This window comes from Thiorhodovibrio frisius, assembly GCF_033954835.1.
GTDB classification, from domain to species: domain Bacteria; phylum Pseudomonadota; class Gammaproteobacteria; order Chromatiales; family Chromatiaceae; genus Thiorhodovibrio; species Thiorhodovibrio frisius.
On the sequence record NZ_CP121471.1, the window covers coordinates 2,603,854 to 2,627,975 of the forward strand.

A 24,122-nucleotide genomic window follows, 5' to 3' on the forward strand; every position below is an offset into this window, starting at 1 on the left:
TTGTCGCGCCAACCCTGGCACTATTCGAGTTTATCGCCCACGAGTCGTCGCACGAACACGAAGAATACGGGCACGAAGACCACACCTAGCAGGGTGGCGCCCACCATGCCGCCCATGACGCCGGTGCCGATGGCGTGCCGGCTGTTAGCGCCGGCGCCGCTGGAGATCGCCAGCGGCGTGACGCCTAGGATGAAGGCGATGGAGGTCATGAGGATCGGGCGGAAGCGCAGCCGGCAGGCCTCCAGGGTGGACTCCAGTACCCCACGGCCGGCCTGGTGCATGCTGTTGGCGAACTCGATGATGAGGATGGCGTTCTTCGCTGAAAGGCCGATGACCGCGATCAGGCCCACCTTAAAGTAAACATCGTTCTCCAGCCCTCGAAACCAAGTGAAGCTGAGCGCGCCCAGCACGCCGAGCGGAACCACCAGCATGACCGCCGCAGGCACCGACCAGCTCTCGTAGAGGGCGGCGAGTGCGAGGAACACGACCAGCAGCGAGAGCGCGAATAGGATAGGGGCCTGCTGGCCGGAGATGATCTCTTGGAGCGAGGCGCCGGACCACTCGTAGCCGATGCCCTGTGCGGTATCGTCTTGGACGATCGCCTCCATGGCGGCCATGGCCTGCCCGGAGCTATAGCCAGGCGCGGCACTGCCGTTGATCTGGATGGCGCCATAGCCGTTGTAGTGGTCGATCGCCGGCGGTGCTGTAGTCCAGTCTGCGGTCACCACGCTGCTCAGGGGGACCATGTCGTCGAGTCCGCCATGGCTGCTCGGGATGTAGTAGCGATCGAGGTCCTCCGGTCGGCTGCGATAGGCGGCATCCGCCTGCAACAGCACCTTGAGCACGCGCCCCTCGTAGTTGAAGTCATTGGCATAGACGGGGGCCAGCATCAGCTGGATGGCACTGTAAATATCGTTTAGCGAGAGTCCCATGGACTGCGCTTGAATGCGGTCTACATTGAGGTGGAGCTCGGACGCGTCCTCCAGTTGGTTGGGCCGCACGCCGGCCAAGACAGGATTTTGTGCTGCGGCTTGGAGCAGCTTGTTGCGCGCCTGCATCAGCTTGTCATGGCCAGCGCCGGAGCGGTCTTCCAGCTGGAAGTCGAAGCCGCCGAAGCGGCCCAGTCCGCGCACCGTGGGCATGTTGACCACGAAAATTTTGGCTCCTTTGATCGACTGCAATGCACCGTTGGCTGCCTGGATGATGGCGCCAATCTGCTCATTCTCGGCGGTGCGCTCGCTCCAATCCTTGAGTCTCAGGAAGCCGAGACCGACGTTCTCTCCTTGACCAACGAAACTGAATCCGGCCACGTCCAGCACCTTATCGACCCCGGGCAGCTTGGCAAGAATGGTCTCCATCTCGCGCAGGACCGCGCCGGTGCGCTCCATGTTGGCACCGGGCGGCAACTGGATGATGACGAAGGCATAGCCTTGGTCCTCCTCCGGCAGGAAACTGGTAGGTAGCCGAACGTAGAGAAAGGCGGCGACGACCGCGAGGGCGAGGAAAACCACCATCCAGCGCGGGGTGTGGCGCAGCGACTTGCTCACCCGCGCCAGGTAGGCGCTGGAGAGCCAGCCGTAGGAACGATTAAAGCCGCGCAGGAAAGCGTTTGGCGGCCTGTGTTCTGGTTTGAGGATGGTGGCGCAAAGCGCCGGGGTGAAGCTCAGCGCCATCAGCGCCGAGATGCCCATTGAGATGGCAATGGTCAGCGAAAACTGCCGATAGATGACCCCGACGCTTCCGCCGACCAGGGCCATGGGGATGAAGACCGCCGCCAGCACCAGGGTCATGGCGATGACCGCGCCGGTGATCTGATCCATGGCCTTGCGCGCTGCTTCTTTGGGTGAGAGCTTCTCCTCGGACATGAGCCGCTCCACGTTCTCCACCACCACGATGGCGTCGTCGACCACAAGACCAATGGCCAGGACCAGTCCAAACAGACTCAGCACATTAATGGAGAAGCCGGCTATGTACATGCCGGCGAAGGCGCCCGTTAGGGCGACGGGCACGACCAGGGCAGGGATGAGGGTCGCGCGGACATTTTGCAGGAAGAGCAGGATGACCAGGACCACCAGGACCACGGCCTCGGCGAGCGTTTTCACGACCTCCTGGATGGAGATGCGCACGAATTGGGTGCTGTCGTAGGGCGTGATCCAGCCGACACCGGCCGGGAAGTAGTCGACGAGCTGATCCATCTTGGTGCGGATCGAGGCTGCCACGTCCAGTGCGTTGGCGTCCGGGGCGAGCTGGATGGCAAAGCCGGCGATGGGGTCACCGGCCAGATGGACGTCGTGACCATAGGCCTCGGCGCCGAGATCAATCCGGGCCACGTCCTTCAGGCGCACATTGCTGCCGTCGGCCTTGGCATGCAGGATAATTTCCCCGAACTGGTCGGCACTGGTAAAGCGGGTGGCAGCGCTGACCGAGGCGGTGAAGCCCTGGCCCGGCAGCGCAGGCTCGGAGCCAATGGCGCCGGCGGCAATCTGCACGTTCTGCGCGCGCACCGCCGCCAGTGCCTGGGCGGCGCTCAGGCCGTAGCCGCGAAGCTTGTCTGGGTCGAGCCAGATGCGCATCGCATAGCCAGAGCCGAACTGCGTCGCCCCGCCAACGCCCGGCAGGCGCCGAATGGGGTCGAGCACCTGGGCGGCGATGATGTTGTTCAGCGCATAGCTGTCGATACTCGGGTCGTCTGACTTGAGTGCGACGACCATGAGGAAGTCGTTGTTGGCCTTGGCAACCGTAATACCGTTGCGCACCACCTCCTCGGGCAGTCGCGGTTCGGCCAGACTCAGGCGATTCTGCACTTGGACCTGTGCGATATCGGGGTCGGTTCCGGACAGGAAGGTCAGGGTGATGGTGACCGTCCCGTTGGAGCGTGAGGTCGAGTTGAAATACAGCAGATCGTCCACGCCGGTGAGCTGCTGCTCGATGACCGAGGTGACAGTCTTCTCGACCACTTCCGCGCTTGCGCCCGGATAGGAGGCACTGATGCTGACCTGCGGCGGCGCGATCGGTGGGTAGGCCGAGACCGGCAGCTCGAAGATGGCGATGCTGCCCGCCAGGGTGATGAGGATGGCAATGACCCACGCGAAGATGGGCCGGTCGATGAAGAAACGTGGCATCTTGGCAGAACCTCAGCCCTTGGTTTCGTCGGCGGAAGGCGATTGGCCCTCGGTGGGCGGTATCTGGTCGCGCGGCTCGGCGACCTTGGCGACGGCGCCCGGCTTGACCTTCTGCAGGCCCGTGACGATAACGCGATCCCCCTCGGCGAGATCGCCGGTCAGGATCCAGTCGGTGCGGGTCATGCCGTGAGTTTCGACGCGCCGCTGCTCGACCTTGCCCTCTGCGCCGACCACCATGACGTAAGCCCCCTCCGAATCCCGTGCGAGAACCGGTTGCGGCAGTGTGAAGGCGTTGTCGAGCTGTCCTGCCGTCAGCCGCAGGGTCACAAACATCCCTGGCAACAAGCGCCGATCTGGATTGGGCACGACCGCGCGCAGCGAAACCGCCCCGGTCCCCGGATCGACCGCCAGATCTGAGAAATCGACCGATCCGGTCGCGGGATAAGGGTCTTTGCCGTTGAGCAACAGCTCCACCTGGCCCGCGTCTTCTGTGGCGGGGTGTTTGGCGTTCTGGGTCTTCGCGGCCAGATGCCGAAGCTCCTGCAACTCGGCACCCGATTGGCTGAAGTTGACATAGATGGGGTCGATCTGTTCAACGGTCGTCAGCAGCGTGGCCTCGTTCTGACCGACCAGTGCGCCCTCGGTAACCAGTGCACGACCGGCTCGACCGGCGATTGGGGCTCGGACCGTGGCATAGCTCAGATCGAGCTGCGCGCTCTCAACATTGGCGCGCGCCTCCTTCACCGCCGCCGCCGTGGTGCGCTCATTGGCGTGGGCGGTGTCCAGGTCCTGCTGCGAGATCGTCTTCTTCTGGCGCAGCTCGGCGTAGCGCTTCGCGGTGAGCGCGGCATTCACAGCGTCGGCCTCGGCCTTGGCAAGCGCTGCCTCCTCAGCGTTGAGCTTCGCCTTTAGATGCGCTGGATCGATCTGGAACAGGACTTGTCCAGACTTGACGTCGGTGCCTTCCGTATAGACCCGCTTCAGGACGATCCCCGCCACCCGAGCGCGCACCTGGGCGGTCCGAGTCGCCGCCAGACGCCCAACCAGCTCGCGCATGATCGGCGTGGACTGGGGATGGGCTGTGACGACCGATACCTCGGGCGGTGGCATCTGCGGCCCGCCAGCACCAGAGCCGACACCCTGCCCGGACGGCTTGTCACAGCCTGCCAAGAAGAGCGCACCCACACAAAAGGCGAGGGTGCGTAACGACATCGGATTCATCATGGAAAGTCTCGGCTAGACGTGCGCTATAAAACACAAAGGAGCGGGTTGGATCGATCAAACGAGTCCCTCAGGATCGTCCGATTTAAGACCATCCGATCTTGGGGCGTGACAAGCGATTTCCAGCCATCATAATAACGCCTCGAACGGCTGCATGGGCGGACGGAACGAGCCCGCGACGCCATCGCGGAAACTTGAGGTCACTCGACCCACCACCCGAATGCATTTTTCAAAATGGACAAGATGATCCCTGACTCCTCTACCAAAACCTCCCCCAACAGGGTCGCCTTCGTGGCTGGACTCTTGTTTTTATTGGTGCTCTCGGTTTTTGCCGTCTTGCTGGAGAACAGTTTTTGGCATGGGAAGGTCGAGGCCGTGCGGGAGGTGCCCGGTTGGCTCTCCGTGCTCCGCTTGACCGTGGGGGCCACGGTCATCCTGATCCTGTCAATCCTGCTGGGTTGGATCGTGCGGCGCTATCTGGAGCAGCAGCGTCAGATCGACAACAACGCCGGGCTGTTTCAGGCGGTGATGGACGCCTCCCCCATTCCGTTCGCCATCACAGAAAGGGACGCCATTCGCCATTTGAATCCGGCCTTCGTGTCACTGCTTGGCTACACCTTGAGCGACATCCCGACGCAGGAGGATTGGTTTCCCAGGGCCTATCCGAATCCGGCCTATCGGGAGCAGGTGGCACGGGAATGGCAGCGACGGCTCGAGCAGGCAGAGCGCGCGGGCACGCCGTTCGAACCCATGGAGGTGCGTGTCCATGGACGTGATGGCAGCGTCCGCACCATGCTCGCCTCCGCCCAGCCCTTGGGGGTCGCGTTTGCTGAGCGCATGCTGATTTCCATGGCCGACATCACCCAGGTCCGCGCGACGGCCGAGCGACTGAGGATCTTGCTCGACAGCGCCAGCGACGGCGTTCATATCCTCGACGCCGATGGGAACGTCGTTGATTGCAGCCAGTCGTTCGCCCGGATGCTGGGCTATTCCATCGACGAGGCCCGGTGTCTCAATGTCGCCGACTGGGATGTCCAGATCCCCCGCGAGCAACTGCCCGCCGAGCTGCGTCGGCTGATTCGCGAGCCCTCGACCTTCGAGACCCGGCATCGCCGCAAGGATGGCTCCACCTTTGCTGTCGAGATCAATTCGACCCGCGTTGTGCTCGATGGGCAGAGCTATCTCTATGCCTCCTCGCGCGATGTGTCGGAGCGGCGTTTTTATGAGACGGCGCTCAGGGACAGTGAGGCGCGTTTTCGCAGCATCTTCGAACGCGCCAATGCAGGCATCGTCTTCGGTGATCCAATGGGGAATCTCATTGTCTGCAACGCGAGCTTCAGGGCACTGATGGGATACAGCGAAGACGAATTGAAAGGGATGAATTTCGCCGAGTTTACCGACCCCGAAGACCTTAAGCGGGAACAGGTGTTTTTTAACGAGATCGTCGCCGGCACGCGCAGCGACTACCGCATGGAGAAGCGTTATCGGGTGCGCGACGGCGGGATGGTGTGGGTCGACCTTGCGGTGACGGCCTTGCGTGACGACCAGGGCGAGGTGATCAACGTCGTTGGCCTGGTGGTGGACATCACTGAGCGCAAACTGGCCGCAGCGAATCTTGAGGCCAGCGAGCGGCGTTATCGCGCCCTGATCGAGGCCTCCGCGCAGATCGTCTGGAGCTGCGACCCCGACGGAGTTGTCACCGAGGATTCGCCGAGTTGGCAGGCCTATACCGGTCAATCCTTCGCGCAATGGAGCGGGTACGGCTACGCCGAGGCCATCCATCCCGAAGATCGGCCTGCGGTCATTGAACGGTGGCGCGACGCCTTAGCCAAGGGGGAGACTTGCGTCAACGAGTACCGCATCCGGCATGTCTCGGGTGGATGGCGCTGGAACCTGGCGCGCGGCGTGCCGATCAAAGATGACGCGGGAACTGTGCTGTCCTGGGTGGGGATCAACTCAGACATCCACGACCGGCGCATGGTGGAAGAAGAGTTGCGCGTGAGCCAGGAGCGCTATGACCTCGCGGTGCGTGGCAGCAACGATGGTCTCTGGGACTGGAACATTCAGACCAACGCGCTCTACCTGGCACCCCGATTTATGGAACTTATGGGGTATCAGGATGACGAGTTTGAAGCCACCCTGGAGTGGTGGCGGTCCCGGATTCATCCCGAGGATCTCGACGCCGTCGTGGCCGCCGTCGAGGCCCATCTGAGAAACGAAGCGCCCTTCGAAGAGGAATATCGCCTGCGCCACAAATCGGGCGAGTACTTCTGGATCAAGGCACGCGGAGCGGCGATCTTCGACGCGGAAGGCCAGCCCCTGCGCATGGCCGGCTCGATTCACGATATCACGCAGCAGAAAGAGGCCGAGCAGCGGCTCCAGCAGGCCTTGCGCTTCAATGAGTCGGTCCTGCTCAAGTCGCCGCTGGCGATCGCGGTGTATCGCGCGGCGGGTCCATGCGTGGTCGCCAACGAGGCGCTGGCGAACCTTGTGGGTGCGACGCGCGAGCAACTGCTGGCGCAGGATTTTCACCAGACCAATTCATTCCACGAGACAGGGCTGCACGGCGATCTCCTGAGCGCGCTGGCAGACGGTCGATTAAGAGAGCGGGAGATTCATCAAAAGTCATCATTCGGCAAGGATATTTGGGTCACCTGCCAGATCCTGCCCACGGTGCTGAACAATGAACCGCATCTCGTCCTGCAATTCTCTGACCTCTCGGAATTGCACACACGTAATCTCGCGCTGCGCTCGGCGATGAATCGTCAGGAGCTTGCGGCCAAGGTGGCGGCGATCGGCATCTGGGTGTGGGATCTGGTCGATGGCAGCCTGACCTGGGACCAACGGCAGTTCGAGATCTATCAGGTGCCTGAGGACGTCCAGGCCAGGGGCATCGACTATGACTTCTGGCGTTCGCGCTGCCACCCGGAGGATTTGGCGCGTACCGAGGAGGCGCTGGCGGCCGCCGCGCGTGGGGAAAGGCCCTTCGACAGCCCATTCAGGATCCTGTTGGCGGATGGCTCGGTTCGTCATTTGCAGGCGGCTGCGATCATCGAGGAGGACGCGGCAGGCAATCCGCGTCGCCTCGTGGGCATCAATCGCGACCTGACCGACCAAAAAGCCGCCGAAACAGCGCTGCTGGCGGCAAAGCAGGAGGCGGAGACCGCCGCATCGCAGGCGGCTGCGGCCAACCGCGCCAAGAGCGAATTCCTGGCCAATATGAGCCACGAGATCCGCACGCCGATGAATGCCGTGATGGGGCTCGCGCAATTGCTGCTCGGTACCGAGCTCAGCACCCGCCAGCGCGACTATCTGACCAAGCTGTACAACGCGGCACACTCACTGCTCGGTATCCTCAATGACATCCTCGATTACTCCAAGATCGAGGCCGGCAAGCTGGACCTGGAGACGGTCGATGTCGAGATGGCCGAGCTGCTGGAAAGCTCGGCCAATCTGTTCAGCCTGGCCGTGGAGGACAAAGGCCTGGAGCTGATCGTCGAGATCGACCCGGACATCCCGCCGATTCTGCTGGGCGACCCGCTGCGCTTGCGACAGATCATGAACAACCTGCTCGGCAATGCCGTCAAATTCACCCCAAAAGGTCACATCACGTTATCGATGCGCCTTGTGGAGCGGCAAGGCGACGAGGTCACCCTGAAGGTATCGGTTCAGGACACCGGAATCGGCATGACATCGGAGCAAGTCGGGCGGCTGTTTCGCGCCTTCGAGCAAGCTGATGCCTCGACCACGCGCCGATTTGGCGGCACCGGGCTGGGGTTGACCATTACCAAGTATCTGGTCGACATGATGGGCGGCGAGATCTCGGTCGAGAGCCAACCGGAGCAGGGCAGCACCTTTGGATTTCAGGTGCGCCTGCAAGTCTCGCCCACCCCAGCTAAAAATGACGCCGCTGGCCATCTTCCGGGCACGCGCACCCTGATCGCGGATGACCAGAAGAGCGCCCGCGATGTGCGCAATATGCGCAGCCGCACGCACAGGATTCGGGGCGCTCAGATCCTGCTGGTCGAGGACAATCCGACCAATCAGTTGGTCGCCTGTGATCTGCTGGAGAAGATGGGACTCGTGGTGACCCTGGCAAACAACGGGCGCGAGGCTGTCGAGCAGGCGGCAGCGCGGCGCTTTGATGCCATCCTGATGGATTTGCAGATGCCGGAGATGGACGGTCTTGAGGCGACACGGCGGATTCGCGCCTTGCCGCAAGGCCCTGATGTACCCATCATTGCCATGACCGCCGCCGCCATGACGGCCGACCGCGAGGCCAGTCAGTCCGCCGGCATGAACGACTTCTTGGCCAAGCCCATCGATATCGCCGAGCTGACCACGGCCTTGTTGCGTTGGATCTCACCGCTGGCGGCGGAAGAGGCGTCTGTGCTCACGATCGCCCCGACAGCCCCGCCCGACGGCATGGGCGTCCCCTTCGAGATAGCTGGCCTGGACCTGGACGACGCGCTGCGCCACATCGGCGGGGACTGGAATCTGCTGCGACGGGCGCTGGACGGTTTTGCTCGGGACTTCACCGAGAGCGCGGCGGACCTTGATGACCATCTGGCCCAAGGGCGGTGGGCGGAGGCCCGCCGTCTGGTCCATACACTCACAGGGATCGCCAAGACCATTGGCGCAACCGCGTTGCACGAGGCCAGCCAGCCACTTGAGGTCGCTTTAGCGGCCGAGAAAAGCCGCTCGACGACAGCGTTCAAGACCGCGCTGGCGGACACCCTGAGCGCCATCGCAGCGCTGCCGCCGCTCGCGCGCGTTGCGCCGGTATCCTATGATCAGTTGCCCTATGATCAGGCGCCCTATGATCCGGAGCGAACCACGACCCTGTTGCAGGAGCTTCAGATGCATCTCAAACGCTCTGAGTTCGTGCGACCCGAATGGCTGGACGAGATCGAACAGGGCTTGGTCGCGCCACAGGCCCAGGCAGCGTTTCGCAAGCTCAAGACCACAATTGAGGCATTTGACTACCCGGCCGCCAATCAATCGCTTGCCACGCTCGCGTCACTCCTCGATATCCCCCTCGATGGGTAAGGCCCGATCAGAAAAAAACGACGATGAAGAACACGAAATCCAGCAGCCGATTCGCTGACGATGCCCCAGCCGATCCTCCAGCCGATCCTCCAGCCGATCCTCCATTGCCCGCGCCGACCGCCCCCATACAACGCCAGCGCGCGAGGATCCTCATCGTCGACGACACACCGGTCAACATTCAGATCCTCGCTCAGGCATTGACCAAAGAATATGACATCGCGGTTGCCACCGGGGGCGCTGCGGCGCTGGAGCTGCTGCGCCAGCCTGACAAGCCCGATCTCATCTTGTTAGACATCATGATGCCGGAGATGGACGGTCACGAGGTCTGCCGACGCATCAAAAAGGACCCCGCCACCTGGGACATCCCGATCATCTTCCTCACCGCCAAGGGCACTGTGGAAGATCAGCAGACGGGGTTCAATCTCGGTGCCGTGGATTACATCACCAAACCCATCGAAATCCCCGTGGTGCTGGCGCGAGTCAGCGTCCATATCCGGCTAAAACGCAAGTCCGATCAACTGGAAAAACTGGCGATGCTCGACGGTCTGACAGACATCGCCAATCGTCGCGCACTCGATGAAATGCTGCCGCGCGAGTGTCTACGGGCAGCCCGGGACGGCGTTCCGCTCGCGGTCCTCATGATCGACATCGACCATTTCAAGTCCTTCAACGACCATTACGGGCACGGCGTGGGAGACGAATGCCTGCGACGCGTGGCACAAAGCATTGAGGCCGTCTTGCAACGACCAGGGGACTTCGTCGCCCGCTATGGCGGCGAGGAGTTCTGCGTCATCCTGCCCAACTGCGACAGCGCTGGAGCCTTGCAGGTCGCAGAAAACCTGCGTTCCGCCGTCGCCGCCCTGGACATTCCTCACGCCTATTCCAATGTCGCGCGACAGGTCACCATCAGCATCGGCATCTCAGCAAGGCAGGTCACAGGACAAGAGATATGCCCACCCGTGATCCAGCAAGAGGCCGACGCAGCCCTCTATCGCGCCAAATCAGAGGGGCGTAACCGGGTTGTCGTGCGAGAGGAGGGCGCCTGACCCGGCGCTTCGGCGTTATACCGAAACCCTTTGTAATTTTGGCTCGTTCTGGGCCGGTTTGACGGCCACGGGCGACGCCATTTAGAAGCGCAATTCCACTGTTGCGCCAGCGAATGGTGCGGTGTCGTAGTCGCTCTCTTCGAGCAATTCGCCATGCTCGTCTTCCAGTCGCAGGCGACCGCCCACCTTCGCGCCAGCGATGACGCTGAAGGTGGCAGTGGGGCCGAAACTGCGTGTTAAGCCCAGATACAGGGGCACCGACGTCTCCTGTCCGATGCCATTCGGTGCGATGCCGTCGTCATCGAGGCGAAAGCGCTCTTTCTCATAGCGACCGCCGAGGCTGAATGACCAGCTCTCCGATGCATCCCAGACCAGCGTGAGCCCGGGGCCGCGTGTCGAAGCGAAGCCGCGACCGGTGCGCAAGCTGATGCGATCGGTGATGCGCCAATCCACGGCGAGAATCGGAAACCAGTCGGTATCACCCTCCAGTTCCGAGAAGACACCGAAGCCGGGTCCGATACTCAGCCGATCATTGACACGATAGGTAGCGGCGGCAAGCAAGCCGCCGGTGCGACCATCGTTCAGTGCAGCGCCGGTCTCAGCCGACCAGCGGATGGTCGGAATAGCAAAAACACTCCAACTTTCGTTAGCCTGCCAATTGAGCGATGCACTGAGCCGGGCGTCGCGCACGTTGGACCAAGGGCGCGAGCCGCCGAACCCGGTATCGCCCGAAAACCTGTAGTTGCGCTGACCGACGCCGGCGGACAGACCGGCACGCAGCGTCGGCGTCCATGCGCGGCTTGCACTTGCGCGAAAGGACCAGGCATTCGCCGATAGATCCCCGCCCTTGTCGATGCCGCTCTCCCATTGATGCAGAGCGCCAGCTTCTGCCGAGAACCGCCAGCCATCCGGAGCAGGCTGGGCATGGAGCCCGTGGAAAGCGGTACAAAATGTCACCGCGATTGCGGATTGGAGAATGTTTCGCATGTCATAAGGCTCATAACAGGGGGCAGAATTCTTTTACACTCTATCATGTGATTTCAAAAGATCAGTATGACTGAGCACGACCATGCGCATCGCCTTGCCGTGCGGTAGTCAGTGACTTAGGATCAGCTGAAAGAATTCCCAAGCGCTGCAAGCGCCAACCGGTACAGCCGAATGGCTACCCTAGAAATCACTATCCCCGACGCACTAGGGAGGCCAACAAGATAGTCAACCACATGAATCTGAACACTGGTTTGTCCGCCACTCATGGCTTGATGACACTCGAAGAGGTGGAACGCTGGTTTGCCTACCGGGACAACCGCAACAATACCGCCCATGACTACGGTGAAAACTTCGCCAAAGAAACGCTGCGCTTGATTCCTGGTTTCATTGTCGACGTGACGCGACTGGAAGCTATTCTGCGCGAACGCTACAGCGAAGGAGCGTATTGATGCCCGAGCGACCGCCGCAAACGCTGGCATTGCGCCCCCGGCACCTGGCCATGTTGCAGGCGCTGCTGCAACAGCATCTACCGCATGCCGAGGTCTGGGCCTACGGCAGCCGCGTCAACGGCAACGGCCACGACGCCAGCGACCTCGACCTGGTGGTGCGTCAGCCGAATGACCTGAAACAGCCGACCCGCGAACTGGGAGAAACCCGGGAGGCATTGTCGGAAAGCAACCTACCCATCCGCGTCGAAATCGTCGATTGGGCGCGCATCCCGGCCAGTTTCCAACGCGAAATTGAGCAGGCGTATGTAGCAGTGCAGACCGATTGAGGCCTATTGCTGTTGGGATCATGGTCGACGGATCGGTTTTTCTGATTCAGGAAAACTGTGTTCGCGCGGCGGATGGATCAAGCTGCGCCCCAGCCCTGCCGAGGAGACGAGTACCGGGGAAAATAGCTTTCTCAACCTCGACGACGCCAAAACCTGGCCCCGTCCCGGCAGTAACACAAGGGACGCAGAACTGCCGAGCCGAGGCGTCAATCAAGCGGGATTGGACACATACCTTGACTGCTATCCTTGCTTCCTGCTCCGGGCGCTGAGTTGGGTCGACAGAATCCTCGACCTAGCTGACAATGTCGGTGAAATGTCCGGTCATTGCCGAGGATTTAGGCGTCCCGGTTGGCAGTGTGGTGCTGAAGGCGCCTGTGGTAATGAATCAATGGGTTAACGACCATGGTCTGTAAGATTTGGCGAGCAAAACCATCATCGCCGCTGCACATCATCAGCAAATCACGCTGGCTTGGTGGCAGCGAGGTTCGGAGCTTGCTGCGGTTTTGCGGTCGCTTCTAACGATGTGTCGAGCAGAGCGCGGAGCGATTGCCAAGCTTTGGCTCGCCTGCTGGCTCTTGTTCGCACCGGCCGCAGCACCAGCTGCCCCGGTCGAAGAGAACACGCGCGTTCTCGTCCTCTATTCCACCCATCGCTTGCTGCCGGCGAATATCGAATTCGAAGCTGGTCTGCGTGAGACGCTCGATAATTCGACGGAGGTGAACGCCGAGTTTCTCGACTATCCTCGTTTTGATAGCCAGTCCTACCTGGACGCCATGACCACCTTCCTGGCCGAGAAGTACGCGTTGCGTCCGCCGACTTTGCTGGTCGCCGGGGGCAAGGGGGCGCTTGATTTTTTGCTCAGCCATCGCGCCGAACTGTTTCCGCAGGTTCCGGTTATCCACGCGGCCGTGCCCCGGTCGTTCCTGCAATCGCGCCCACCATTGCCGGCTGATATGGTTGGTGTTCCCATCGAATTCGATTTTCCGGGCACCATTGCGCTGGCGCTGCGCTTGCACCCGCGCGCCCGACGGCTGCTGGTGGTGACGGGCATCTCCGTGCAAGATCGCGCCTGGGAGGCGGAATTGCGCGATGACCTGTCGCGCCTCCCGGACCGGGTCACTGCCGAGTTTCTCGCTGGTCTGCCGACCGACGAGGTGCTGCAACGCCTGAGTGAGTTGGGTAGCGACACCCTGGTGGTGACGCCAGGCTACTTCGAGGACGGTGTCGGTCATCTGTTTTCCCCGCGCGAAGCCGTCGGGCTCATGGCCACGGCCTCCGCTGCGCCGGTGTACGGCCCCTTCGATACCTTTATCGGCACCGGCATCGTCGGCGGCTCCATGCCAAATTTCGCCGCCATGGGGCGCCAGGCGGGACGTCTCGTGAATGATCAGCTGGCCGGCGACACATCTGCCACGCCGCGCTTGCCGGAGCTGATGCCCAGAGCCATCAACCTCGACTGGCGACAGATCCGGCGGTGGAACATCGACCCGCGTGCTATTCCAGACGATGCCATCGTGCAGTTCAAGCCCCCGACGCTGCTGCAGGAGCATGCCACCGCAGCGGTTGTTGCCATTATTGTCTTGCTGCTGCAAGCGGGGCTGATCGCTCGACTCCTGTTTGAACGCCGTCACCGCCGCCGGATGGAACTGGCCGTGCAGAAACAGCGCTTCGAACTTGCCCATGCCTCGCGCCTCGCGGTCGCTGGGGAGTTGACGGGCGCGATCGCCCATGAGATTAACCAGCCCCTCGGCGCGATTCTGAGCAACGCCGATGCCGCTGACCTCCTGCTCGCCTCTGGTGGGGATCGGCGGGACGAACTCCGCGCGATTGTGGCCGACATTCGAAAGGACAATGTGCGCGCCAGCGAGGTGATCCGCCGGCTGCGGGCGCTGCTTGCCAAGCAGCCGGCTGACTGGCACCCCTTCGATCTCAACGAGGCGGTTCGGGAGCTGGAGCCCGTGCTGCGCGCCGAAGCGCGCCGCCGCCGGGTGGCGCTCGACCTGCGACTGGCGTCGACCGCCACCATCCTCGGTGATCGCATCCAGATCCAGCAGGTGCTCATCAATCTGGTGCTCAACGCCATGGATGCGGCGAATGGCCTGCCCGAAGCGCGACGCGTGGTCACCCTGTCTGTCGAGCGCGACGCGGATCGCCCGATGCTAGTGGTCCGTGATCGCGGGCCGGGGATCGCCCCCGAGCATCTGCCGCGGCTGTTCGAGTCGTTCTTTAGCACCAAGCCCCGGGGCATGGGGCTGGGGCTGTCCATCACCCGCACCCTGGTTGAGGCCCACGGCGGGCGCGTCTGGGCCGAATCCGGTGGCCGTTCCGGATCGGACGCCGGTGCGGTGTTCCGGGTAGAATGGCCAGCCGCCGACGAAGCGGCCACAGCGGAGCTGGCATGACCACCCCTGCACCCATCATCCATGTCGTCGATGACGACGACTCACTGCGCACCGCGCTGCTGCGGTTGCTCGATGCGGCCGGCTATCACGCGCGCGGCTATGCCTCGGTTGGCGATTTCCTGTTGCAGGCGCCGTCGGATAGTCCCGGCTGCGTGCTGCTCGATGTGCGACTGCCGGGGCCCTCGGGTCTCGACCTGCAGGCCGCTCTGCTGAGCCAGGGGAATGCGCTGCCGGTGGTTTTTCTTACCGGCTACGCCGACGTGGTTTCCAGCGTGCAGGCGATGAAGGCCGGAGCGGTGGATTTTCTGACCAAGCCGGTCGAACGCGAGGCGCTGTTCGAGGCAATCCAGCGGGCGCTCGCCCGCGACGCGGCCCAGCGCGAGGCGCGTGCGGACGCGGAGCAATTGCGCGCGGCCTTTGCCGCGCTGACGCCCCGCGAGCACGCGGTTTTCGACCGCGTCGTTGCCGGTGATCTCAACAAACAGATCGCCGAAGCGCTGGGAATCGCCGAACGCACTGTGAAGATGCAGCGTGCGCAAATGATGACAAAGCTGGGCGTGAGTTCGGCAGCCGAACTCGGCCGGTTGGCCGAGCGGCTGCAATCCTTGCCCGATTGATCCCGCGCGCGTTCGCGATCCCGCCCCCGCCCACCTTTGCCCTTTCGGGCAAACCCCCTTGCCCCTTTGTCCGATAGTCGCGCTGCGGTTGCAGTGGGATGATTTAGCTCCATCACCTCCAATCCTGACCCCAGTTCCGCCTTTTTCGCGCGGGACGCTGATACCGCTTCTTAACCAGCTTCTTATCCAGAGGAATCGTGCAGATGCAACTCAACAAACCAAGACCGCCGAAATGGTCTCCCATGGTGGGCCTTAAGGCCACCGGTTCGCTCCTGGCCCTAACGGCCTGTCTCGCCATCGGCAACGCCCAGGCCGCCGACTCCACTGACTCCGGTGACAAGCCCAACATCCTGTTCATCATGGGCGATGACATCGGCATCATGAACGTGGGTGCTTACCATCAGGGCCTGATGGTTGGAGAGACGCCCAACCTCGACCGCCTCGCGGATGAAGGGGCGCGGTTCATGACCTACTATGCCGAGCAGAGCTGCACGGCCGGGCGCACCGCCTTCTTCACCGGCATGCATCCGCTGCGCGCCGGCATGGTCATGCCACAGCTTCCGGGCGCTACCAGCTCGCTGTTGCCGGGCACCCCCGCGCTGGCCAAATTCCTGCTTGATCTCGGCTACAACACCGGCGAGTTCGGCAAGAACCACCTCGGCGACAAGTCGGAGTCGCTGCCCACGGCACATGGCTTCCAGGAGTTTTGGGGCTACCTGTATCACCTCGACGCCATGCAAGGGGTGAGCTTCCCCGACATCAACAAGTCACCGACCGAACAGACCGTTGTTCCGCCCTGTAAAAACACCCCGGTCAAGGGTCTTGAAGAAGTCGCCGGTGCGGTGGACCCGAAGACCGCGCTTTGCATGACTCCGCCACGCCCGGTGATTCATTGCACGTCCAAGGACGGCACCGAGGAGAATCAGAGTTGTAAGGACGAAGGACCACTGACGCTGGAACGCTCCAAGACCATCGACGAAGAGATCTCTACCCAGGTCATCGACTTCCTTGAGCGCAACGACCCCGAGAAGACCGGCAAGCCGTTCTTCGTCTGGTACAACCCGGCGCGCATGCATGTCACCACCATGCTCTCGGATGAGTACATGGACATGCTGGGCGAGAAGGGCGGCAAGGACTGGGGTATCAACGAAGCCGGCATGAAGCAGATGGACGACAACATCGGCTACGTGCTGAAAAAGCTCGAAGACATGGGCGAGCTTGACAACACCATCGTCGTCTTCACCACTGACAACGGCGCCGAGGCCATCACCTACCCGGACGGCGGTATCACGCCCTTCCGCGGTGGCAAGCTGACCACCTGGGAAGGCGGTATGCGGGCGCCGATGCTGGTGCGCTGGCCGGGGCACGTCGAGGCCGGCTCGAACCCGGACCAGATTTTCTCGTCGCTGGACTGGGTACCCACCTTGGTCAATATCGCTGGTGGGCCTTCGGGTGATGAGCTGAAGAAGCAGATCGAGGCCGGCGAGTACCCCGGCATCGTCAAGACCACGCTGGACGGCTTCGACCAGCGCGATTACCTGGAAGGCAAGTCGGATTCGGCACGCGACCACTTCTTCTATTACACCGGTAAAGATCCTTCGGCGGTGCGCTACAAGAACTGGAAGTTCTACTACACGATGATTTCCTCCAATGCGACGGAGGCCTTCAACCCCCCACTCACCTATCACTGGACCTATGTCAGCAACCTCAAGCGTGATCCTTTCGAGCGCTCGGTCGCGACCGTTGATGGGACCCTCTTGGGCTACGGTGGCGCCTTGGCGGCTCCAAGCACGGCGTACATCTATGACTGGAACCTGCTGCCCATCGGACAGCTGATGTGGCTGAAGGAACTCGAGACCTATCGGGACTTCCCCTCGCTGCAAGTGCCGGCGAGCTACAACCTGGATCAGGTGATCGAGGCGATGCAGTCGGCGAAACACGTCAGCCACGCGGGTGAGTAGCAGAGCACCCTAGAGGTTGCTTTGTATTGAAGTGACAAAGCCGGCGGCCTGAACAGTCGCCGGCTTTATTTCAATCGCCAAGTCTTCCATAGAAGGCCTTTTTAAGTTCCTCACCACCAGCTTCACCGGCCTATCCATCACGGAGACAGCGACATGCATATCCCTGTCGTAAGGGCACAGCATGTAATCGATAATATCGGAGTCCTCCGAGATGCTGGTGTCCCGATCGAGCGAGAACTCGAGCGCTCGCGGCTCCCCGCTTTTATTGAACAGACCCCCGATGCTTATGTCAGCTTGCCGCGCGCCCTCGACTGGGCTTGGCGATCAAGTCGTGAGCTTGGCATCATGGAAGTCGGTTTCCTCGCCGGTCGCGCTACTTCCCTCAGTAGGCTCCATCCCGCTGTGCAGCGTGCGGTCATTGGGGCGCCCACCGGACTTTCCCGCATCGAGGCCCTGTCGCACCAGGTGCATCGAGAAAACAGCGCCTTACAGATCGACATCCGCCGTGAAGGCGTCGATCGACGCGTGCTGTGCGAAGTACGGGGGTTTCAGAACAGTCCTTTTGTCGGCTTCGCCGAGTGGAAGGCGATTGTAGGCGTCATCAACATTGTGCGCAGTGCCGCCGGATCTGACTGGTGCCCGACCGAGATCACCTTCGTCTCGCGTGGGCGGCCCTCGCACGCCGCGCGAGAGGCTTACGGCAACGCCCGCATCCTGACCGGTCAGCAGCACTGCTCGATACTGGTTGCAGCGGCTGACATCGCGCAGATCTGCATCGGCCGTCGGTCAAGCGCCGTTGACGTCAATGGTCCGACGAGTCCCCCGCGAACCCCATTCGGCTTGGGTGACGCCTGGGACTTCGTCACCGCCGTGCGCGCGCTCATCCGTCCCTATCTCGCGCAGGGGCATCCGCCCCTGTCGCTGGTGGCCGAAATCGTCGGCATGAGCGAGCGCAGCTTGCAGCGCCGGCTGGCAAAATGCGGCGCGACCTATTCCGACATTGTGCAAGATGCGCGTTTCGCGATCGCATCGGACCTCTTGGTTGATTCCGACCTGAACATCGCCGACATCGCCTTTGCCGCCGGCTACGAGAATGCGCCGCATTTTTCCAGGGCGTTTAAGCGCCTGACCGGCATGACGCCGCGCGATTACCGCGGCGCTCTGGTCTGACGCAGCAACAACGGACATGATGCTCTGTCGCGTTTGGCGCGGATTTCAAATCGCTTCCAAGATGGATCGGGCAAAGCACGGACTGATTCGCCAACTTTGGCTCACCGGCTGGCTGCTGTTCGCACCGGCTGCGCCGGCCGAGGAGACCCCGCACGTCCTCGTGCTCTATTCCCACCATCGCTTGCTGCCGGCGAATCTTGAATTTGAAGCCGGCCTGCGCGAGACGCTCCCCAATGCGACCGAGGTGAATGCCGAGTTTCTCGACTATCCACATTTTGACGGCGAGTCCTACCTGGGCGCCCTGATCAGCTTCCTGCACGAGAAGTACGCGTTGCGACCCCCGACCGTATTGCTCGCCGCGGCCGATGGGGCGCTGGATCTCTTGCTCCACCATCGCGCTGAGCTGTTTCCGCAGGTTCCGATCATCTACGCGGGCGTTCTGCGTTCGTTCCTGCAATCGCACCCACCATTGCCGACCGACATGGTCGGCGTTCCCATCGAATTCGATTTTCCGGGCACCATTGAACTGGCGCTGCGTTTGCATCCGCGCGCCCAACGGCTGGCGGTGGTGACGGGCAGCTCCGCGCTGGATCGTGACTGGGAGGCCGAGTTGCGCGATGACGTGTCGCGCCTCCCGGACCGGATCAGCGCCGAGTTTCTCGCTGGCCTGCCAACCGATGCGGTCTTGCAACGCTTGAGTGCGTTGGATGGCGACACCCTGGTGGTGACACCGGGCTACTTCGAGGACGGTGTCGGCCACCTGTTTTCCCCGCGTCAAGCCGTAGAGCTCATGGCGACGGCCTCGGCCGTACCGGTGTACGGACCCTTTGACACCTTTATCGGCACCGGCATCGTCGGCGGCTCCATGCCGAATTTTGTGGCCATGGGGCGACAGGCGGGACGCCTGGTGAATGATCGGCTTGCTGGCGATGCACCGCGCTTGCCGGAGCCGCTTCCCCAGGTTGTGAACCTCGACTGGCGCCAGATCCAGCGGTGGGACATCGACCCGAGTGCCATCCCAGAGGATGCCATCTTGCGCTTCAAGCCCCCGACACTGCAGGAGGAACATGCCACCGCAACGGTTGTCGCCATTGTCGTCTTGCTGCTGGAGGCGGGGCTGATTGGCGGACTCCTGTTTGAGCGTCGCCGGCGCCGCCAGATTGAACTGGCCGTGCAAAAACAGCGCTTCGAACTCGCCCATGCCTCGCGCCTCGCGGTCGCTGGGGAGTTGACGGGCGCAATCGCTCACGAAATCAACCAGCCCCTCGGCGCGATTCTGAGCAACGCCGATGCCGCCGACCTCCTGCTCGCGTCCGGTGCGGATCGGTGGGACGAACTCCGGGCGATTTTGACCGACATCCGAAAGGACAACCTGCGCGCCAGCGAGGTGATCCGCCGATTGCGGGCGCTGCTCGCCAAGCAGCCGGTTGACTGGCACCCCTTCGATCTCAACGCGGCGGTCCGCGAGCTGGAGCCCTTGCTGCGCGCCGAAGCGCGGCGCCGCGGGGTGACGCTCGACCTGCGACTGGGCGGGACCGCTTGCCTCTTGCTCGGCGATCGTATCCAGATCCAGCAGGTGCTCATCAACCTGGTGCTCAACGCCATGGAGGCGACCAACGGCCTGCCCGAGGCACGACGCCTGGTCACCCTGTGCGTCGAGCGCGAGGCGGATCGCCTGATGCTAGTGGTCCGTGATCGCGGACCGGGGATCGCCCCCGAGCATTTGCCGCAGCTGTTCGATTCGTTCTTCAGCACCAAGCCCCAGGGCATGGGGCTGGGGCTGTCCATCACCCGCACTCTGGTCGAGGCCCACGGCGGCCGCGTCTGGGCCGAATCCGATGCCGGTTCGGCGTCTGGTGCGGGCGCGGTGTTCCGGGTCGAATGGCCAGCGGCGGACGGCGCGGGCAAGGTGAAGCCGGCATAACCACGCCTTCAGCCCTGATCCAGGGAAATATCGCCGATCCGCTATTGCCCTTTCGGGCAAATTCCCTTGCCCCTTTGTCCGATAGTCGCATTGCCGTTCAGGTGGGATGATCAGGATCAATATCTGTACCCCAGTCCCGCACCTGAGCGCGGAATTCTGATGCCGTTTCCTGGCCGCTGTGCATCGGTATCTCCTTAAATGGGCAGTGTTTTTACCCATGATGGCTTCATTCCAGTCAGCAGGTATCCTCTCATGAAGATCGCCTCAATCCTGAAATCACCCTTCACTGCGAAGTTTATGGCCGCCTGGCCGGTATTGGCGCTCATCGCCTGCCTGTCCATCGGCAGCGCCCAGGCCGCCGACCAGGGATCTCGCAACCACGCCGATGATCCGCTGTCCGCCTGGAACGACGGGCCGGCGAAGCAGGCGATCATGGCCTTCGTGAAGGAAACCACGACGCCGGGAAGCCCGACCTTCGTGCCGCCAGCGGAACGCATCGCGACCTTCGACCAGGACGGTACGCTCTGGGTCGAGCACCCCATGTACAGCCAGGTGGTCTACTGCCTGGAGCGGGTTCCGGCGGTGGTCAAGGCGAAACCTGAGCTGGCGCAGGAGGAGCCGTTCAAGACCGTGCTGTCTGGCGACCGCGAGGCCATCGCCAAGCTCCCCATGGATGACCTGATCAAGATCCTCGCCGCCACCCTGACCGGCATGGATGTCGACGAGTTCAAGGCTGAGGCGGAAAAGTGGCTCGCAACCGTTAAGAACGCGCGCTGGGACCGGCCCTACACCGACCTCACCTACCTGCCGATGAAGGAGGTTCTGGAGTACCTCCGCGCCAACGATTACAAGACCTACATCGTCACCGGCGGCGGTCAGGACTTCGTTCGGGTGTATTCCGAGTCCGTTTACGGGATCCCGCCAGAGCAGGTTGTTGGCACCGCCGGGGAGACCAAGTACGGCTATCGCAAGGACGGCACGCCGTTTCTCACCAAGGAGCCGAAACTGCTGCTCGACAACAACAATGCCGGCAAGCCCGAAGGCATCCACTTGATGATCGGGCGTCGGCCCCATGCGGCCTTCGGAAACTCCACCGGCGACCGGGAGATGCTCGAATACACCAAGGCCGGTGACGGCGCGCGATTGTCGATGCTTCTGCTGCACGACGACGCCGAGCGCGAGTACGCCTACGGACCGGCGCAGGGGCTGCCCGACACCAAGGTCGGCACCTTCACCCAGGCGCTGTACGACGAAGCACAGAAGCAGGGCTGGATCGTGATCAGCATGAAGACGGATTGGAAGCAGATTTTTGCCTTCGACGAATAACGAGGACCGAGCAGGCCGGCGGCGGCCAGTCGCGGGTCGGGTTATGCTTTGCGGCCTGACTTTCAACTCTGCGAGGAGAACCCATGCCCGATTTCCCGTCCGCCGGTCGGCGCCCTGCTGCCACCCCCTTGCCGATCTTGTCTGACGCCCGGAGCCTGGCCCCGGTTGTCCCGCACCTCCTCGCGGCGACCGTCGCTCTGCTATTGCTGCCCGCTGTGCCTATACTCGCAGCCGGCTCGGCTGACGCGGCCCACGAAGCCGCCGCCAACGACTATATCGGCAGCGCGCGCTGCGCCACCTGCCACGTCCCCGAGTTCACCGCCTGGCAGGGCTCCCACCACGACCTGGCCATGGCCGAGGCAACGCCGGAGAACGTGCTCGGCGACTTCGACGACGCCGAATTCACCGCCCACGGCGTCACCACGCGCTTCTACCGTGACGGCGACGCATTCCGGGTCGACACCGACGGCCCGGACGGCAAGCCCGCAAGCTATTCCATCGCCTACACCTTCGGCTGGACGCCCTTGCAGCAATACCTGATCCGCTTCCCGGGCGGACGGCTGCAAGCGCTCGGCATCGCCTGGGATTCACGCCCGGCGGACCAGGGCGGCCAGCGCTGGTTCCACCTCTACCCCGACGAGGCGGACTACGGCCCCGACAATCCGCTGCACTGGACCAACCGCGACCAGACCTGGAACTACCAGTGCGCCGAGTGCCACTCCACCGACCTGCACAAGGGCTACGACCTCAGCACGGACGCCTACACCACCACCTGGGCCGAGATCGACGTCGCCTGCGAGGCCTGCCACGGCCCCGGCGCCGCGCACGCAAAACAGGCCGAGGCCGCAGCAGCGGGCAATGCCGATGCCTGGGACGCCCACAAGGGCTTGACGCCGGACCTCGCCGACCGCGACAACCCCACCTGGCCGCAAGATCCGGAGACCGGCCTGCCACACCGCGAGCCGGCCCGCAGCAGTCATGCCGAGGTCAACACCTGCGCCCGTTGCCATTCCCGCCGCGGCCAGCTCCACGTCCCCTACACGCCGGACGCGCCGCTGGAAGACACGCATCGGCTGGCCTTGCTGGCGGAGGGCCTGTACTACGCCGACGGGCAGATCCAAGACGAGGTGTTCGTGCACGGCTCCTACATCCAGAGCCGCATGTTCCACCAGGGCGTCACCTGCAGCGACTGCCACGACCCGCACTCCCTGCAACTGCGCGCGCCCGGCAACGCCGTCTGCGCCCGCTGCCATGCGCCGACCCGCTACGACAGCGCCGAGCACCATCATCACCCAATGACCGAAACTGAAACTGCGGGCGCCAAGGGCAGCGGCACCGCCTGCCTCGACTGCCACATGCCGGAGCGCAGCTACATGGTCATAGACGCGCGCGCTGACCACAGCCTGCGCATCCCGCGCCCGGACCTCGCCGCCGCTCTCGGCACCCCAGACGCCTGCACCGGCTGCCATACCGAGCTGACCCCGGAACAGGCGGCGGCTCAGGTGCAGACCTGGTACGGGACGCCAAAGCGCCCGGCGCACTTCGCCACCGCGCTGCACGCCGGTCGCAGCGGAGCGCCGGACGCCGCAGCAAAGCTCGCCAAGCTGACGGCGGATGCAGAGGCACCCGCGATCGCCCGGGCGACGGCCCTGGACCTGCTTGCCCAGCAGCCCGACCCCATCGATCCGGCCCTGTTGCAAGACCTCGCCGAGTCCGATCCCCCGCTGCTACGCGCCGCCGTCGCCCGCGCCCTGGAGCGCCTGCCGCCGCAAAATGCGCTCAGCATCGGGCTTGAGCTGCTGGACGACCCGACCCGTCTGGTGCGCATCGATACCGCCCGCGCAATGGCCGCCTATGCTCGATTGGAGGCTAACGTCCCCGGTCGTGAATCCCCGCTGCGCAAGGCCCTCGCACCAGCCCTGGCGGAGTACCGCGAGGCCCAGCTCACCAATGCCGAGCGCCCGGAGGACTGGCTCAACCTCGGCGTGCTCGATAGCCTGCTGGGCGACTCCGATGCGGCAGAGCGCGACTACCGCCAGGCGCTGGCGCTGGAGGCCGACTTCACGCCCGCTTACGCCAACCTCGCCGATCTGTACCGCGCACTCGGGCGCGACGACGACGGCCGCACGGTGCTTGAACAGGGACTCGAGCAGGCCCCGGACGACGCTGACCTGCTGCACGCACTCGGCCTGTTAGAAATCCGCACCAAGCACCTGCCCGCTGCGGTGGAGCTGCTCGGCCGCGCCGCCGCGCAGGCCCCGGAGCAGCCCCGCTACGCCTATGTTCATGCTCTGGCGCAGGAGGCGAACGGCAACCCGCGTGCTGCCATCGCCACCCTCACGGCAGCCACCGACCGCCACCCCAACAACGCCGAGATCGCGCTCGCGCTGGTGAGCCTCAACGCCAAGGCCGGCGACCGCGAGGCGGCTATCTCGTGGGCGGAGCGCTACCTGGCCCACTTCCCGGACCCGTCCGGGCAGGTCAGCACGCTGCTGACGCAGCTCAAGGGCGCTGCCGACTAG

The 24,122-nt window shown here is 63.3% G+C and carries 14 protein-coding genes; 11 read left to right on the top strand and 3 right to left on the bottom strand.

The window, feature by feature from the left end; genetic code table 11:
• Window positions 1-20: 20 nt before the first annotated feature.
• Both Thiofri_RS12100 and Thiofri_RS12105 read right to left on the bottom strand, forming a co-directional pair.
• Window positions 21-3,122 carry an efflux RND transporter permease subunit gene (locus Thiofri_RS12100; protein ID WP_009151609.1) on the bottom strand — a complete coding sequence of 1,034 codons (3,102 nt, stop codon included), beginning with the start codon at window positions 3,120-3,122 and terminating at the stop codon, window positions 21-23.
• A gap of 12 nt (window positions 3,123-3,134) precedes the next feature.
• Window positions 3,135-4,346 carry an efflux RND transporter periplasmic adaptor subunit gene (locus tag Thiofri_RS12105; protein ID WP_009151608.1) on the bottom strand — a complete coding sequence of 404 codons (1,212 nt, stop codon included), beginning with the start codon at window positions 4,344-4,346 and terminating at the stop codon, window positions 3,135-3,137.
• 231 nt (window positions 4,347-4,577) lie between these two features.
• Between Thiofri_RS12105 and Thiofri_RS12110 the strand changes: the two genes are divergently transcribed.
• Both Thiofri_RS12110 and Thiofri_RS12115 read left to right on the top strand, forming a co-directional pair.
• The gene (locus Thiofri_RS12110; protein ID WP_009151607.1) at window positions 4,578-9,392 is read left to right on the top strand and encodes a PAS domain S-box protein; all 4,815 of its coding nucleotides are present in this window, start codon (window positions 4,578-4,580) and stop codon (window positions 9,390-9,392) included.
• A gap of 23 nt (window positions 9,393-9,415) precedes the next feature.
• Window positions 9,416-10,438 (top strand): diguanylate cyclase, encoded by a 1,023-nt coding sequence (locus tag Thiofri_RS12115; RefSeq protein WP_009151606.1) that lies wholly within the window; start codon window positions 9,416-9,418, stop codon window positions 10,436-10,438.
• A gap of 81 nt (window positions 10,439-10,519) precedes the next feature.
• On the opposite strand, the gene Thiofri_RS12120 is transcribed toward Thiofri_RS12115, so the two are convergent.
• A complete protein-coding gene (locus tag Thiofri_RS12120; RefSeq protein ID WP_009151605.1) occupies window positions 10,520-11,425 on the bottom strand; it encodes a TonB-dependent receptor in 906 nt (301 codons plus the stop codon).
• Between the two features lie 233 nt (window positions 11,426-11,658).
• On the opposite strand from Thiofri_RS12120, the gene Thiofri_RS12125 reads away from it, so the two are divergent.
• From Thiofri_RS12125 to Thiofri_RS12165, 9 genes are all read left to right on the top strand, one after another.
• Window positions 11,659-11,874, top strand: a complete 216-nt coding sequence (locus tag Thiofri_RS12125; RefSeq protein ID WP_223296884.1) for a nucleotidyltransferase substrate binding protein — start codon at window positions 11,659-11,661, stop codon at window positions 11,872-11,874.
• Window positions 11,874-12,200: a nucleotidyltransferase domain-containing protein gene (locus Thiofri_RS12130; protein ID WP_009151604.1), complete on the top strand. Its 327-nt coding sequence runs from the start codon at window positions 11,874-11,876 to the stop codon at window positions 12,198-12,200. The genes Thiofri_RS12125 and Thiofri_RS12130 overlap by 1 nt, the downstream gene beginning before the upstream one ends.
• Before the next feature lie 521 nt (window positions 12,201-12,721).
• On the top strand, window positions 12,722-14,602 hold the full coding sequence (locus tag Thiofri_RS12135) for a sensor histidine kinase (RefSeq protein WP_009151603.1): 1,881 nt from the start codon (window positions 12,722-12,724) through the stop codon (window positions 14,600-14,602).
• On the top strand, window positions 14,599-15,219 hold the full coding sequence (locus tag Thiofri_RS12140) for a response regulator transcription factor (RefSeq protein ID WP_009151602.1): 621 nt from the start codon (window positions 14,599-14,601) through the stop codon (window positions 15,217-15,219). Before Thiofri_RS12135 ends, Thiofri_RS12140 begins: the two co-directional genes overlap by 4 nt.
• Before the next feature lie 203 nt (window positions 15,220-15,422).
• Complete coding sequence (locus tag Thiofri_RS12145; RefSeq protein ID WP_009151601.1) at window positions 15,423-17,180, top strand: arylsulfatase; 1,758 nt, start codon at window positions 15,423-15,425, stop codon at window positions 17,178-17,180.
• 153 nt (window positions 17,181-17,333) lie between these two features.
• Window positions 17,334-18,350 (top strand): AraC family transcriptional regulator, encoded by a 1,017-nt coding sequence (locus tag Thiofri_RS12150; RefSeq protein WP_009151600.1) that lies wholly within the window; start codon window positions 17,334-17,336, stop codon window positions 18,348-18,350.
• A gap of 61 nt (window positions 18,351-18,411) precedes the next feature.
• Complete coding sequence (locus Thiofri_RS12155; protein WP_040858659.1) at window positions 18,412-20,274, top strand: sensor histidine kinase; 1,863 nt, start codon at window positions 18,412-18,414, stop codon at window positions 20,272-20,274.
• Window positions 20,275-20,526: 252 nt separating this feature from the next.
• Window positions 20,527-21,600, top strand: coding sequence for an HAD family hydrolase (locus Thiofri_RS12160; protein ID WP_009151598.1), 1,074 nt, complete (start codon window positions 20,527-20,529; stop codon window positions 21,598-21,600).
• An 83-nt stretch (window positions 21,601-21,683) separates the two neighbouring features.
• A complete protein-coding gene (locus Thiofri_RS12165; RefSeq protein WP_009151597.1) occupies window positions 21,684-24,122 on the top strand; it encodes a tetratricopeptide repeat protein in 2,439 nt (812 codons plus the stop codon).

Bases quoted from the DNA above. Each gene is read 5' to 3' on its own strand.
- Thiofri_RS12155 (WP_040858659.1), top strand. From the start codon at position 18,412: ATGGATCGGGCAAAGCACGGACTGATTCGCCAACTTTGGCTCACCGGC.
- Thiofri_RS12160 (WP_009151598.1), top strand. From the start codon at position 20,527: ATGAAGATCGCCTCAATCCTGAAATCACCCTTCACTGCGAAGTTTATG.
- Thiofri_RS12145 (WP_009151601.1), top strand. From the start codon at position 15,423: ATGCAACTCAACAAACCAAGACCGCCGAAATGGTCTCCCATGGTGGGC.
- Thiofri_RS12125 (WP_223296884.1), top strand. From the start codon at position 11,659: ATGAATCTGAACACTGGTTTGTCCGCCACTCATGGCTTGATGACACTC.
- Thiofri_RS12105 (WP_009151608.1), bottom strand. From the start codon at position 4,346: ATGATGAATCCGATGTCGTTACGCACCCTCGCCTTTTGTGTGGGTGCG.
- Thiofri_RS12120 (WP_009151605.1), bottom strand. From the start codon at position 11,425: ATGCGAAACATTCTCCAATCCGCAATCGCGGTGACATTTTGTACCGCT.
- Thiofri_RS12165 (WP_009151597.1), top strand. From the start codon at position 21,684: ATGCCCGATTTCCCGTCCGCCGGTCGGCGCCCTGCTGCCACCCCCTTG.
- Thiofri_RS12115 (WP_009151606.1), top strand. From the start codon at position 9,416: ATGAAGAACACGAAATCCAGCAGCCGATTCGCTGACGATGCCCCAGCC.
- Thiofri_RS12150 (WP_009151600.1), top strand. From the start codon at position 17,334: ATGCATATCCCTGTCGTAAGGGCACAGCATGTAATCGATAATATCGGA.
- Thiofri_RS12130 (WP_009151604.1), top strand. From the start codon at position 11,874: ATGCCCGAGCGACCGCCGCAAACGCTGGCATTGCGCCCCCGGCACCTG.
- Thiofri_RS12140 (WP_009151602.1), top strand. From the start codon at position 14,599: ATGACCACCCCTGCACCCATCATCCATGTCGTCGATGACGACGACTCA.
- Thiofri_RS12100 (WP_009151609.1), bottom strand. From the start codon at position 3,122: ATGCCACGTTTCTTCATCGACCGGCCCATCTTCGCGTGGGTCATTGCC.
- Thiofri_RS12110 (WP_009151607.1), top strand. From the start codon at position 4,578: ATGGACAAGATGATCCCTGACTCCTCTACCAAAACCTCCCCCAACAGG.
- Thiofri_RS12135 (WP_009151603.1), top strand. From the start codon at position 12,722: ATGTGTCGAGCAGAGCGCGGAGCGATTGCCAAGCTTTGGCTCGCCTGC.